The following is a 13,896-nucleotide window of genomic DNA, read 5'->3' as shown; positions in this document are numbered from 1 at the left end:
TGCTCCCACGCATGCTTTCCGACGAGAGCAAGCCACCCAAAGCACGTGGGCGCCCTCCGCGCCTCTCCCGCGCCCTGGTCGTGGCGACCGCCGTGGATCTCGTTCGAGAGCAGGGGCTTCGAGCGCTCTCGATGCGGTCCCTGGCCGAACGACTGGGGGCAACCCCCATGGCCGTGTACAAGCACGTCGCGAACCGGGATGAGCTCGCGCTACGGGTCGTCGAGGAGATCTTTGCGACACTTGCTCTGCCTGAGGACCGCCTGGAACCCCTGGCGTGGCTCCGGGAGCTTGCCAGGCGGGTGCGCGTGCTCGGACTGGCCAACCGAGGTGTGATGGATTTCCTTCTGGAAGAGGGCCCCATCGCAGGTGCCACGCTGGTCATCCTCGACCGGACAGTTCGCAAGCTGCACGACGCCGGTGTGCCATGGAAGGAAGCCGGTGCGTTGCACAACACCTTCTTCTCCTGGCTCGCCGGGGCGGTCCGCAGACAAGAGCAGTGGGACGCGCGCGGATCGGATGCCCCTGCTCTCTTTCAGCGCTTCTTCGAGGCGGCCGCGGCGCTGCCTCCTGGCGCATTCCCTGGCATTGCCCACACGCTGCCCCATATGCGGGCCACGAGCATCGAGGCTGAGTTCGAGGCCAGCCTGAAGTTCATGCTCGAGGGAATCCAGCGGCGCATCGAGGCGAGTCGCGGGAGGTGACGACGGGCAAGCGGACACACAAGGCGTGAGCCTTGCCGCCGTTACATGTCGCCTTTGGCGAGCCCACCGCCGGTGTCCCAGTGCTTGTCGAGCTCCGCCCGGTCCCGGAGGAGCATCGCTGTGCCCCCCACGCGCTCGAGCACGGCATCCCGCGCCTCGCTCACCTTTCGCCGGACGGCGGGGAGGTCCACGTCGAGCAGTGCCCCGCGGTGCTTCAGCAGTCTGCCACGAACCATCACGGACTCGACGTTGCCCGCGTGGGCCTGCATCACGACCGCGTCGCGCGGACGATTGAGCGGCGTCATGTTCAGCGCGTCGGCGGAGAGCACGAGCAGATCGGCATCCTTGCCTGGACGGAGCGAGCCGGTGACGCGCCCCAGCCCGATCGCCTCCGCGGCGTCGAGAGTCACCATCTGGAGGAGCTGCGCCGCCTTGAGCTCGAGGGCTCGGGGGAGCCCTGCACGCGCGTTCGCCTGGCCCCGTTCGACCTGCAGGGCAAGCCGCATGGCGGTGAACAAGTCTCCGCCATTGCTCGAGACGACGTCACAGCCGAGCGTGGTCCGGACACGATTTCGTAGCGCACGCCCGGTGACAGGGAAGCCCATGCCCATCTGCAGCTCGGACTCTGGGGTCACCGCGATCGAGCCCCCACTGTCGGCGATGCGCTTCAAATCCTCGTCGGAGCTCCGCGTGCAGTGGACGAAGAGGACATCCGGCCCGAGCAACCCCTCGGCTGCCATCCGCTGAACCTCGCTCGGTCCGGCTGTTGGCCAGGCCGAGCAATGCGCGGTGAGGGGCACGTTGAGCTCGCGGGCCGAGCGGATCTCAGCCCTGCTCGACTCCCAGGGGATCTGCATCTCCGTGAGGGCGATTCCCATTCGAACAAGACGAGCGTCCGAGGCAAGGCGTGTGGTCCGCAGGCGCCGAGCATCCTGGATCCGGCTCTCCAGGGTAGGGAAGGCGGGACTCTGTTGGGGCCCCGCCGCATAGCCATAGGAGAAGAGCGCTCGAATCCCGGCGTCCTCGAGCGCCTGCAGCGCGGCCTCGGCATGCTCGGGTGACTCGATACAATGAGAGTAGTCGACGAGGGTCGTGATGCCTGCGTCCAGCGCCTCCAGAGCACCCGCGAGGTTCCCAGCGTAGATGTCGTTGGGCCGGAAGGCCGGCGCGAGCTTCACGCGCACGGCTGCCAGGTAGTCCATCACGGTCCAGTCCCCGCCCAGGGCGCGCAGCGGCGTCTGCCAGGTATGCCGGTGCGTGTCGATGAAGCCGGGCATGACGATCTTTCCGTCGAGCTCGAGAACCCGGCAATCGTCCGCACGAAGGTGTGGCCCTATGGCAACGATGACTCCGTTCTCGATCAGGACGTCCGCGCGCGACATGTCGGCGCTGTCGGGATCGCACGTGATCACCTCGGCGCCACGGAGCAGCCATCGGGTGCTCATTCAGTTCTCCTCGCAGCTACGCCAGGACGGATCGAATTTTAGTGTACGTCGTATACTAAATCCAGCATCGGACTGCGCTCTAGCGGAGCCCTGGGTCCTTCTGCTGCTGGACGGAGTTGTGGGCCTGGCTGCTCTCTTCAACGGCCGGTGGCGTGGTATGACGCGCGAGGGAGAGCTCCTCGCACATGACCGTCTACAGCTCCCGCTCCTGCAGTACTTGCGGTCATGATCTACCGCCTGGAGCCGCGGCGTGTCCCCGCGATGGAACCGCCGCACCTGCTGTAGCGCCTGACCAGCCGACAGCAACCCTCCTGCCCGGGGTGACTCCCGCGACTTCCCCTCCTGCTCCACCGGCCGAGAAGTCTGACCCGATGCTGGGCCAGCAGCTCGGGGAGTACGTGGTGCGCCGGTTCATTGGCAGCGGCGGCATGGGCATCGTCTACGCGGGTGAGCACGTCACCATCGGCCGTAAGGTCGCCATCAAGTTCATCCGCGAGGAGGTGAGTCAGGGCCCCCTCGCCCGCGACCTGTTGACCGAGGCTCGCGCCGCCGGCGCCATCCATCACCACGGCATCATCGACATTTTCGGCTTTGGCCAGCAGCCGGGCGTCGGCCAGTACCTCGTCATGGAGTACCTCGAGGGCCGCCCTCTCAGTGACGTCCTCCAAGAGCGCGGCCCGCTGCCCCTCGCCGAGTCCCTCGCGCTGCTGTGCGAGGTGCTCGATGCGCTGTCGGCCGCGCACGCCGCCGGCGTCATCCACCGGGACCTCAAGCCCAGCAACATCTTCGTCGTCCGGCAGTCCAACGGCGCCGAATACATCAAGGTGCTCGACTTCGGACTCGCCAAGCGCAGCGCCACGCCCGAAGGCACCACGCCGCAGACCTACTCGGATGTCATCGTCGGTACGCCCCAATACATGGCGCCGGAACAGGCCCTCGGCGAAGAGGTGGGGCCCCAGACGGACCTGTACGCAGTGGGAGTCATCGCCTTCGAGCTGCTCACGGGAAGGCGGCCCTTCTCAGGCCGCACCCACATGGAGGTGGTCGCCCACCACCTGAAGACACCCGCGCCCGCGCCCTCCGTGGCCGTGGCGGTGCCTGCTGAAGTCGACGCGCTCGTCCTCCAATTGCTCGCCAAGGAGCCCCGACAGCGGCCCGCCTCAGCCGCCGAGGTCGGGCGCAGGTTGCGAGCCCTGCTCCAGTCTCAGGAAGCGGGGGGCCTTCCGGTGGCGGGGACTTCCCGCTCCATTCCCGTGCTCAAGCCACCGCCGGCTGCGGTCTCGCCGCAAGCGCTCACGGAGACGATGCAGCCCACGCCCACGCCCGACAGCCCCCAGGCAGGGGCGCCCCTGCCGCCAGCAGTGCGAGGCTCGCGCTGGAAGTGGGGCACGGTGGCGGGCAGTCTCCTCCTGCTGGCGCTGGGCGGGGCCATGGTCTCGCGCAGCACTTTCGCGAGCATGGCTTCCAGCCCCTTGCCGGCCGCCACCGCGGCTGCCTCTCCGGTTCCAGTCCCCCCAGCAGCTCAACCGGAAGCACGCCGTCCTTCACCCGAGCCGGCTCCCACCACGCCGACTCCCGAACCCGCTCAGCCTCTAGCCCTGGCTCCTCCGCCCAAAGTGACCGCCAAGCGTCCCGTGCCTGGACCCCGTGCTCCTCAGAAAAAGACGCCCGCTCCCGCGCAGCCCTCGGCACCCGCCATCGCGTCCGTCCAGCCTTCTTCTTCTCCACCCGAGCAGGCCCCGGTGCCAGCAGCGACGGGCACCCTCCACATCCTGGTGAAAGGCGCCTGGGCGGATGTCTGGATCGATGGGCAGAAACTCGGCCGTGTGCCTCCCACACATAGCTACACCCTGAGCGCAGGAGCGCATGAAGTCGAACTCCGAAACCCAGCCCTTGCGCCCTATCAGCAGAAGCTCGTCATTCCTCCCGGGGGCACCTTGACGCATAAAGCGGACCTCAGCCTCACGCCCTAGGTCTGCTCCATGAATCCCCGTCCCGCCGTGTTCTTATTGAGCGTCCTACTGCTCATGTCCGGGGCGGCTTGGGCTCAGGGCGCAGGCGTCCAGCTCTATGAGAACGGCGAGTACGAGGCCGCCGTCCAGCTGCTTCATGAGCAACTGGCCGATGCCCAGCCTCCCTCCGCGGAGCGAGCGCTCGCGCGCGTCTACCTGGCCGCCTCGCTGCACGCCCTGGGGCAGGCGGAAGAAGCCCGGAAGCAGCTGGAGCTGCTCGCGCGCGAGTATCCCGAGCAGCAGCTGGATCCCGTGCGCTTCCCTCCTGAGCTGGTGGCGCTGTCCGAGGCCATCCGCCAGCAGGTGATCTCCGAGCGGGAATTCGCGGCACGCGAGGCGCAACTCCTCAAGGAGCGGGAGGAGGCGCTTCGCAGGGTCCCGCCCGCCCCTCACCTTTTCTTGAGGCCCGAGGCGTTCGGCCTCTTCGATGCCGTGAATCGCACCGGGACCCTGGGCGCGGGCGCCAGCCTCCGGCGCGAGTCTCTGGAAGGGAGCCTCCGCGTGCTGCTGGGCAAGCCGCCCGTCTTCCACCTCCAGGCGGGGTGGTTGCCAGGCCATGGAGCCTGGAGGCCGTTCCTGGGCCTCCGGGCCGGCCTGATGCCAGGACTCGAGAGCTATAGCGCGGGGCCCGTGGTAGGGGCGCGTGCCGCCCTGCCGGGAGGCATGGTGGGCCTGGTGGAGGCCGGGGCCGACTACTTCTTCCTCGGCCGGGATGATCGCTACCCTTTCGCGGTGACGGTCCAGGCGGGAGTCGGCTTCGACCTGCGCCTGCGGTGATCGCGCTTCAGCGCTTCGGAGACGGCGGGAATCGACCCTGTGAGGGCGATTCCCGCCGTGGCCGACGAGAAGCGCTACTCCTCCGGGCAATTCACGACATGTACATCGAGGATGACTGACGAGACGTGAAAGAATTCGTCCCAGGCCAGGTACTGCACGTAATACAAGGCGTTCACGTTCGGATTGGGACCAGGGCCGAAGTCATCCGGGTCGATGTCGCCCGGAATCCCATCCCCATCATCGTCTCCCGTATTGTACTGGTGCACCTGCAGCGGCTGGCCGCAGGCGTCCGTGGCGGTGAGCACGGGGGCCTCCCAGGCGTCACCGCACTGGAGGACGATGACATTGCCAGAGCCGGGGCTGCTGAACTGGAGGGTGGGGGGCGGACTGTTCTCGGTCACCGTGCACGGCTCGTTGTCCAGAGCGTGCACCTGCACGGACGTCTGAGTGCCGAGTTCCTGCGGAGCCGAGTCGACCCCACAAGCGCTGCCGGCGAGGGCGAGCACCGCCAGCGGCAAGAGAATCAGGGAGCGGCAGGGACGCTGCATGTCAAAAGTGAAACTCATCAGTGCTGTCTCCAAGGGTGAGTGAAATCGGACGTGTATCCGTTCACCAGGAAGCCACCATGGCTCCCTTGGTGAAGCATCCTGACGAATGTGACGGAGAGTCTCTGTGAAAGGCTTCACACACTATGAGTGAAGCCTTTCATTGCGAATGCTATGCTCGTGTCCCTGGGCTTCCCTCAGCGCTCAACCCCGTGAGTCCAGTGCCCGCTTCACAGCGGAGGAGTGAAGGCGTTCACAGATACGCGTAGGAGGATGGGAAGAATGAGACCTGGCAGGCCCCTGTTCCCACTCGGAGAATTCCCAACGCCATGACGTTCCTCGAACTTCAGCGACCCGCGTTGCTTCTGTGTTTGCTGTGGGTACGCGCTCCAGCACTCGCCTCCGCTGCCTGTGAGGGAAGCGGTCAGATGGCTCCAGAGACACAGATTACAGTAGCTCCACACAAATCTTCCAGCGAGCGCACGGCGATCTTTGAGTTTACCAGCGAGCCAGGCGTCACCTTCGAGTGCCGTCTGTCGAGGAAGGAATTATTCAGCCCCTGTACCTCGCCCAAGGAATACCCTGACCTCGTCGAGGGCACTTACTACTTCGAGGTCCGGGCTCGCGATGAGGCGGGAAACGTGGCTGCTGTCCAGACGCGCTACTCTTGGAGCATCGACTTGAAGGCTCCGGTGGCGAGCATCATCGCAGCGCCCGATGAGCTGAGCAGGCAGACTCTGGCCTTCTTCTACTTTGTTTCCAATGAGGCGCAGGGCGCGTTCGAATGCATCCTGGATGACCGTCCCATCCAAGCTTGCTCACCGCCTCAGATGTACCCCTTGCTCGGCTTGGGACGGCACACCTTCCAAGTCCGGGCCCGGGACGAGGCGGGGAACACGAGCCCCTGGGTCAGCCACACCTGGATCATTGATACGGATAAAAAGCCTCCCGCTCCTCCTGCTCTCCAGATGCCTGCACCCGGCGAGACATTCTTCACGGCGAGCCCTACCTTCTCTGGCACGACCGAGCCCGGCGCGAAGGTGACCCTCTTCATCGATGGCTCCGAGGTCGGCTCCGCGCTACCTGCGGATGATCAAGGCGTCTGGAAAGCGGCCCCCTCCTTTGTGCTGACTTGGGGAGAGCACCGCATCTCGGCCACCGCCACCGACATGGCAGGCAACACTAGTTCCCTCTCCTCCGAAATTCCTTTCTCTACCGCCAGGCGCGGCGCTTACGACATGGGCTGTGCTGCCAGCTCCGCTTCAGGGCTGGCGGTCTGGCCTTGGGCACTCTTGCCCCTGATAGGCCTGCTGCGGCGACGCTCGCGTCAGGTTCCTCGAGACATTGAGCAAGAAAGCCGATCCGTTGTGAGCGGCTTCACACCGGGTACGTGAAGCTGCTCACAGCGTTTATTTCCTATCCCCATCAAATGCTGAGTCCAGGAGGCCATGGTGGCCTCCCGTCAACGGATGCATGTGAGATGACACATGCACTTGGAGGCACCCCTCATGAAGCGTGTCCCGCTCACTTCGCAGCAGCTTCTCCGCTCCTTGATTCTCTGGCCCACGATGGTGCTGGCCCTCACCGTCAGCGCTTGTGGGACGGAGACGAAGCCGATTGAGGGCATAACTCCCGCCCCCGTTCAGGAGCAGCCCACGGAGGACGACGTGCCCTGCACGTTGACCGAAGACAGTCCGCCCCCCACCCTCAGCATCAGCGACAGTGGCATCGACATCTTCCTCGAATGCAACGCGGCGTGGAAGGCCCCCGATGCTACCGCCAAGGACGCCTGCGGCCAGCCGCTGGAGATGCACGTGTACAATTCGGGCGACGATGATGGGGATGGGATTGCAGGCTGCATCGACCCGGATGACTTCGGCCCGGGCCCCAGCACGTCCATCAATGGCTTGTATTACGTGCAGTACCTGGCTTGGGACGAGTTCTTTCACGTCTCGTCAGTCATCCTCAGTGTGTATGTCGAGAATTGCCCTGAATAAGCCCTGGCCAGCTGGGTTCTACTGGCTTCATGTGGGGCAGAGGTTTCAGACGAGCTGTGCCCCGACTCGCTTGCGGTGCTCGTCGATGGTCGCCATGTGCGTCTCAGCCCACTCTCGCAGGGCATCCAGGGGCTCGACGAGCGTGCGGCCCAATTCGGTGAGCGAGTAGTGTACCGCCGGTGGGATGGTCGGCTCGACGCGCCGGGCGACGAGGCCGTCGTACTCGAGCTCTCGCAGCGTCTGGGCCAGCATCTTGCGCGAGATGCCCCGTGCGCGGCGCTGCAGCTCGGCGAAGCGCACTTCGCCTCCCGCGTCCGCCAGGGTGCGGACGAGCATTGAGGTCCACTTGGTGCCGATGCGATCCAGCAGGCGCCGCGTCGGGCACGCGGGGCTGAACAGGTCGCCGCGCCGGACGGGGGCGTTACCTGGAGGTGCCGTCTTGTGGCGGGGAGGGCGGTTTCTTACGGTGACCATGCACCCGATGGTAACCCAGGGAGGAGGGTTCATGAGCGCCCCCGAGCCCCCGCTCGACATCCGCCGCGTCTCCGCCAACGCTATCTCCGTCAACGTCGCCACCGCCGGCGATGGCCCGGCCGTGCTGCTGCTGCACGGTTGGCCTCATACGTGGGAGGTGTGGCGTCCTGTGCTCCCAGCACTGGCCACCACTCATCGCGTGATTGCTCCGGACCTGCGCGGCCTGGGCGCCAGCGACAAGCCCGAAGAGGGTTATGATCTACATACGCTGGCCGATGACGTCGCCGCGCTGCTCGATGCGCTTGGAGTCGAACGGGCTGCGGTCGTCGGCATCGACCTCGGCGCACCGATCGCATTCATGACCGCCGCGCGCCACCGCGACCGCGTGGAGCGCCTGGTGGTGATGGAGTCGCTGATAGGCCGCCTGCCTGGCGCCGAGCGATTCCTCGCCAACGGGCCGCCGTGGTGGTTCGGCTTCCATGCCGTCCCCGGTCTGCCCGAGACCGTTCTGGCAGGGAACGTGGGTGCATACATCGACTGGTTCCTGCGGGCCGGGACCTACGAGCGTGCCGGTGTGCCAAAGCCGCTGCGCGACGCGTTCGTTGCCTCCTATGAGGACCCCCGCACGCTGCACTGCGGCTTCCAGCACTACCGCGCGATGACGGCCAACGCAGCGCTCGTCGCTGAGGCCGTGGCCCAGGGGCCGCTCCGGTTGCCTGTCCTCGCTCTGGGCGGCAACGTCGTCGGAGATGCGCTGTACCGCCAACTCCTCGCGGTTGCGCCCAACCTGCGCGGAGCCATCCTGGAGCGCTGCGGCCACATCATCCCCGCTGACGCTCCCGACGCGCTCCTGGCGGAACTCAGGCCGTTCCTTGGGGAAAGCCCTGCCTTCTGAGCTGTCTCCGCTCGATGCTTACGGACCGCACTTCACGGTGTATCCGTGGGGCTGGAATTGGGTTGTCGTCCGGGCTTCAGGACCGGCATGTAGCATTTGTTCTTGAACATTCTGCCCACGTAGCCGCTGAGCGTCACAGCCTCGCAGATCTCCCGGTCCAGAGACATCTCTACCCAGCAGCCTCCGTTGATTGCTACCTGCTTCTTGTTGGGGCAGCGCCCCTTGGAATCGGGTCGTGTCTGCTCCGGTAGCGGCGCGGGCAGCGTTTCTTCCGCCATCCCCTTCGGCGCTGGGAATCTGGCGGAGTCGCTCGGAGACGTGGACGCGGCTGCGTCACCGAGCCCTGCCGTGCCCGCGTCCGAGCGGTCCGATGCCACGCGCTCGGCTTGTGCGAGCGGGGGAGTCTCCTCAGTCTGATTGGCTTCTATCCACCATGCTCCCATGGCCATGGTCAGGACTGTCGCCGCCAGGACGAGCCAGGGCTGCCAGCTTCGTGCGCTCGCAAAGGTCACGGACGCGGACGCAGCCGGCTCCTCGGGACGTCGTGACGGGTTGTTGGCTGGGATCGCTCGAGGAGCACGCGTGTCATCGATGCCAGGCGCCGCATTTTGCTCCAACGCTTCGGCCAACTGTTCCGCCGTGCCGCGTTCCTCGGGGCGCATTGAGAGCAGACGCAGGGTCAACCCGCGCAGCCAAGGCTGAATCCGCGCATCACTCAGCAGTGCGGGAGGAGGAATCACTGAATCCACGCGCCACAGCCCGCGCTCATCCCTCCGTGGCTCTCCCAACTCCGGGTACTCACCAGTGAGAAGCCGGCACATCGTGACACCCAGGGCAAAGAGGTCATCGGCCGGTTGCGCGCGGTGGTGCACCGAGGGCTCGCGGTTCAGCTCCAGGAACCAGGACTCGGGAGAGCGGTAGGCGGGAGTGCCAGGGTGCCTTCCGGGAGGAGTCAGGGTGGCGGCACCCGGGTAGTAGCACGCGCCGAAGTCGGTGAGCAGCGCGCGCCCATCTGCGTAGCGCACCAGGATGTTTCCTCCCTTCACATCCCGGTGGACGGCACCTGCGGCGTGCAACTCCTGAAGCGCGCGAGCCAACTGGGCCAGCATCCCCACCACCTGCGGCGACCAGCGCGGATACAAGGCCTGGTCGTAAAGGGGCGCCCCGTCCACCCAGTCCATCGCCAGGAAGGGATGGGGCGTGCCGCTTGGCGTCTGCCACGCACCCGAGTCCCACAGACGCGGGATGCTGGGGTGGCTCATGCGAGAGAGCAGCTCCACTTCGCGCACGAAGCGGGGATCTGCCGGGTGTAGGGCCAGCTTGAGCGCCACGGCAGGTGCCTGCTCCTGGCCGAGGGGGACAGCGCGGTAGACGGCCCCGTAGACGCCCCGCCCCGCCCAGGTGACCAGGCGCCAGCGCCCCACCACGGTGCCGGCCGGAAGCAGGCCCGGGTGCAGCTCAGGGATGGAATGGCGCTCCATGGTGGGGCCTCGTGCGGCAGAGGGAGATGCTCCCTCATATCCGCGCAGCCTGCTCCCCGGGAAGGGAGCGGTGAAGACCTCCGAAGCCGTGTGTCCCCTCAACAGGGGAACTCCTGTGCGAGGCGGCGTCTCAAGATGACGCACGCTCCCCGGGCTGCGCCAGGGTACCTGGAGAAGCGGTCGCGCACTCCTGCCGAGGTTTCGCACCCCCGTGAGTTCTAGCAACTCCTCCGGCGCCCGGGAGCGAGCCTACGCCCTCTATGAGCAGTCCCGAGAGATGGCCAGGTCGCCTCGACTCACTGCGGCCGAAGAAGGTCTTGCACATACGCCTTCAGGGAGGCCCGAAGCGCCTCATCTGGAGTCGCCTTGAGCAACGCATCGAGCGGAGGCCCGAGCAAGTCACTCCCGCCCAGCCTGAACAGCGCGGCAATCACGTAGACCTGGACTGGGAGTGAGCCGCTCGAGAGGTGGGCCACCAGGGTAGGGACATGCTCCATCGCAGCGCGTCCGAACTTCGAGAGCACCTCCACGGCGAGGCATTTGATGGCAGGCCCTTCCACGATGCGCGACTGGAAGGCTTTGGGCAGCCGGATGGTGACGGGGAGGAGGTGAGCCTCGTCCTGCTCGATCAGACGCACCAGAGAGGGGATGACGATTGGAGCGCCTCGGCTCCCCAGCACCAGCGCCGCGCCGAACCGCCCCATCTCCGGCGTCGTCGGGGCCTTGAGGATCTCGACCAGCCCGGCTGTGTCGAAGAACTTTGGATCGATCTTCCGCGTCGTCATGAGGATGGCCGCATCCTGGACCAGGTCGCTGGAGGCGTCGCTGAGCGTCTTCATCAACAGCTTCAGGTTCGTCTCCGAGATCGACTCGTAGCGGAAGAGGAAATCAATCGCCTTGTGACGCACGGGCTCTCGGGGGTCCCCCAGCGCCTCCTGAACCCACCAGTGGGTTTCACGGTCAGGCTCGCGCTCCAGCGCAGACCTCAGGGTTTGCCGCGCCTCCTCGGTCTCGACTCTTTCCAGGATGGGCTCGACGGCGAGCTTCAGGTCCCGTTTGAGGAGGATCTGCTGCAGGGCTTTCACCGAGGCATGGATCAACGGAGGCTGTCCGCTGAGCAGCGTCTTGATCAGGGCAGGCACGCCCTCGAACGCCAGGGGACCAAAGGCCCCGAGGATGGCGGCTGCGGCACATCGGATGTCGGGGCCCTTCAACCAGACATACTCGTTGTTCGCACCCCAGGGTGGGCTCGCATGGTCCCCCCAGGGCAGGTGCGGTCCCTCATGGCCCAGCAGGCGAATCAGCTGCGGCAGCGCCACGCGCTCGAGCCTGCTGCCCAGCACGATCGTCAAGGCAAAGCGGGTCTGCTCCGAGAGCGTCGGGTCCGCCCAGACTTCCAGGAGCCGAGGGACGAGACGGGGCGGGTGCCACTGATCCTCGTACCGGGTGAGCGCCTCCGCCGCGCCCTGGACCACCTCGCTCGCGGAGTTCTTGAGCACGGTGATCAGGGCGTCCACGCGTTCTTCGTCCGAGTCGAAGTGCTTCTGGAGGAGGGACTCCAGGGCGCGTTGCCGCACAAGCAACCGTGAATCTTCGAGTGCTTCCAGCAAGCGGGGCAGAGCCACTCGCCCAGAGCCATTCCCCAGGCTGTAGATGTGCGTGGTGCTTCCCGCCTCTCCTCGTATTTTGAAGCGGCCGAGAATAGGAAGCATCTCCTCGGTCGCTCCGAGGTCCACCAGCGCCCGGCTCGTGGCGAGTTGAAGGGGGTACGATGAGGTCTCGCCCAGGTTCTTGAGCAGGATGGGCACCGCCTCGATCGCCAGAGGCCCGAACTCGCCCAGGATGTCCGCCGCGGTGCACTTCATCTCCGGCCCGGGCTCATGCACTCCCCCAAAGCAACCGCTCCCGATCTTGAGGTGACGTTCGGCAAAGGCGTCATCCGCTCGCTCCAACACGCGGATCAGGTGGGGGATGGCTTGGCGGTGGCCCCGCTTTCCCAGGACCAGGGCCGCGCCCATCCGTCCCAGCTCCGGCAGCTCGGGAGACTCGAGCGAAGCCAGGAGCCGGGAGTCCAGGCCTTCCTCCGGACCTTGATAGTGAAGCAGGCCTGTCACGGCTTCCTGGATCACCTCGCGGGAAGGATCCCGGAGTGCCACGAAGAGCACCTCGAGGACCTCGGCGGGAAACGATTGCTTCCCGTAAGGGTTCTCGAAGAGGCGGACCGCGCCTTGGCGGAGCTCAGCCGAGGACTCGGGGCTCCGAAGCACTTCGAGGACCCAGCCGGTGACGATCTCCATCTGGCCGGGTGTGCCAAAGAGCGACCGTGCAGCGGCGAGAGCGACCCACACCGAGGAATCCCGCAGCAGCTCAACAAAGATCTGGCGCAACTCCGCGTCCTGGCTCACGAAGCGGGCGAGGGCCTCTGTCACTTGAGCGCGAGGCCACTCCCGGATGAGCCGTTCGTTCACCGCGCGGGCAAGCGGGCCGATGGCCTTGGCGGGCTCCCAGCGGACGATGAGGCGGTCGGCTGCATCCGAGCGTGCGTCCTCGTCGGGGCTGGACAGCAGCTCGTCGACGGTGAGCTCCCAGACCCGGGATGCCTCGGGCCCGGCTGTTCCCGGGCGGTAGGGCTCAAAAGGGGTGAGTTTCTTGGCGGCCGCATACTGCACGGGCTTGGAGGCGTCCGATAGCCGCTCTTGAAAGGCCGCTGACAATACGGCCTTTTCTTCGGGCTTGAGGTACCCGGTAGCCTCAAAGGGGAGTGCCATGAGCGCGGCCTCTCGAACCTCTGCTCGCTCCGAGCCGAGGAGTGGCAGGGTGGCTGGTGCATCGCGCTTGAAGTCGAAGCTCCGGTAGAGAAGGGCCGCGCTCGCCCCTCGAAGCAGCGCACGCTCATGGAGAAGCCCTTGATAGAGGATGGCCCGTTGATCCATGTGGCGGTGGTTCGATGGACGCTCCAACCAGCTCAGCAAGGCCACCGCGACGACCTTCAAGGACATGTCCGGGCTGTCGAGCAACGCATCGAAACGGTCCAATGGGGCGAGCGGGGACCGCACTTGAAAATGGAAGCGATGATAGAAAGACTCCAGAGGGGGAGCACGCAGCAGCAACTCCGCCGCAGCGGAACGTTCAGGTTCCGGACCTTCGAAGATCGCGTGCGCGAGCACCGGCAAGCAGACCGCGGCATGGCGGCTGACCTGCTCCAAGGGCAACTGAAGCGCAGCCTTCAAGTCCATGGAAGCCTTCCTTGTCTGCGGATGGAGCGTAGGCGCGCACCATTCTAGACGAAGCGGCGCGGGGCTGAGGAGGCTCAGGGGAGTTGACCGGCGCGTCGCCATCCTCGGGGAGCGGGATGAACGGATGAAGCAGCCGCTTTGCCGCGCCCTCAACCGTGCGGGCCTCAGCCGCGAGAAAGCGCGGATCGGTTGGCACGACCTACGCCACACTTAGGAGCCGCGCAGAAATAAAGTTTCAGTTTGGCCGGAGGGTGTAATTCCACTCACCATGGAAGTTGGAGCGCTCAAGGTGAAGGGCGGCCATCTGCTCGCGGCTGACGTCGACGCCTATTG

At 66.1% G+C, this 13,896-nt stretch carries 11 protein-coding genes; 6 read left to right on the top strand and 5 right to left on the bottom strand.

Going from position 1 to position 13,896, the window contains the following annotated elements; all coding sequences use genetic code 11:
- The first annotated feature begins 92 nt into the window (after positions 1-92).
- Positions 93-701, top strand: a complete 609-nt coding sequence (locus tag KY501_RS09425) for a TetR/AcrR family transcriptional regulator (protein ID WP_309242955.1) — start codon at positions 93-95, stop codon at positions 699-701.
- Between the two features lie 41 nt (positions 702-742).
- On the opposite strand, the gene KY501_RS09420 is transcribed toward KY501_RS09425, so the two are convergent.
- The gene (locus KY501_RS09420) at positions 743-2,146 is read right to left on the bottom strand and encodes an amidohydrolase family protein (RefSeq protein WP_224362358.1); all 1,404 of its coding nucleotides are present in this window, start codon (positions 2,144-2,146) and stop codon (positions 743-745) included.
- Between the two features lie 371 nt (positions 2,147-2,517).
- Here KY501_RS09420 and KY501_RS09415 point away from each other — a divergent pair, with 371 nt between their 5' ends.
- Both KY501_RS09415 and KY501_RS09410 read left to right on the top strand, forming a co-directional pair.
- A complete protein-coding gene (locus KY501_RS09415; protein WP_224362357.1) occupies positions 2,518-4,119 on the top strand; it encodes a serine/threonine-protein kinase in 1,602 nt (533 codons plus the stop codon).
- Between the two features lie 54 nt (positions 4,120-4,173).
- On the top strand, positions 4,174-4,935 hold the full coding sequence (locus KY501_RS09410) for a tetratricopeptide repeat protein (protein WP_224362356.1): 762 nt from the start codon (positions 4,174-4,176) through the stop codon (positions 4,933-4,935).
- A 74-nt stretch (positions 4,936-5,009) separates the two neighbouring features.
- Here KY501_RS09410 and KY501_RS09405 read toward each other — a convergent pair whose 3' ends face one another.
- Positions 5,010-5,501 (bottom strand): hypothetical protein, encoded by a 492-nt coding sequence (locus tag KY501_RS09405; protein ID WP_224362355.1) that lies wholly within the window; start codon positions 5,499-5,501, stop codon positions 5,010-5,012.
- A 308-nt stretch (positions 5,502-5,809) separates the two neighbouring features.
- On the opposite strand from KY501_RS09405, the gene KY501_RS09400 reads away from it, so the two are divergent.
- The gene (locus tag KY501_RS09400) at positions 5,810-6,874 is read left to right on the top strand and encodes an Ig-like domain-containing protein (protein ID WP_224362354.1); all 1,065 of its coding nucleotides are present in this window, start codon (positions 5,810-5,812) and stop codon (positions 6,872-6,874) included.
- A gap of 114 nt (positions 6,875-6,988) precedes the next feature.
- Positions 6,989-7,477: a hypothetical protein gene (locus KY501_RS09395; RefSeq protein ID WP_224362353.1), complete on the top strand. Its 489-nt coding sequence runs from the start codon at positions 6,989-6,991 to the stop codon at positions 7,475-7,477.
- A gap of 45 nt (positions 7,478-7,522) precedes the next feature.
- Here KY501_RS09395 and KY501_RS09390 read toward each other — a convergent pair whose 3' ends face one another.
- Entirely contained in the window at positions 7,523-7,951 is a 429-nt protein-coding gene (locus KY501_RS09390; protein ID WP_224362352.1) for a winged helix-turn-helix transcriptional regulator, read from the bottom strand.
- Between the two features lie 31 nt (positions 7,952-7,982).
- On the opposite strand from KY501_RS09390, the gene KY501_RS09385 reads away from it, so the two are divergent.
- Entirely contained in the window at positions 7,983-8,846 is an 864-nt protein-coding gene (locus KY501_RS09385) for an alpha/beta fold hydrolase (RefSeq protein WP_224362351.1), read from the top strand.
- A 32-nt stretch (positions 8,847-8,878) separates the two neighbouring features.
- On the opposite strand, the gene KY501_RS09380 is transcribed toward KY501_RS09385, so the two are convergent.
- Together KY501_RS09380 and KY501_RS09375 are read right to left on the bottom strand one after the other, a co-directional pair.
- Entirely contained in the window at positions 8,879-10,327 is a 1,449-nt protein-coding gene (locus KY501_RS09380; RefSeq protein ID WP_224362350.1) for a serine/threonine-protein kinase, read from the bottom strand.
- A 296-nt stretch (positions 10,328-10,623) separates the two neighbouring features.
- Positions 10,624-13,563 (bottom strand): HEAT repeat domain-containing protein, encoded by a 2,940-nt coding sequence (locus KY501_RS09375; protein WP_224362349.1) that lies wholly within the window; start codon positions 13,561-13,563, stop codon positions 10,624-10,626.
- Between the last annotated feature and the right edge of the window lie 333 nt (positions 13,564-13,896).

Origin of the sequence: Hyalangium versicolor, from assembly GCF_020103695.1 — a bacterium.
In the GTDB taxonomy this organism is placed as follows: Bacteria; Myxococcota; Myxococcia; order Myxococcales; family Myxococcaceae; genus Hyalangium; species Hyalangium versicolor.
The sequence above is the reverse complement of the archived record's forward strand: the minus strand, read 5'-3'. Positions and strand labels throughout refer to the sequence as shown.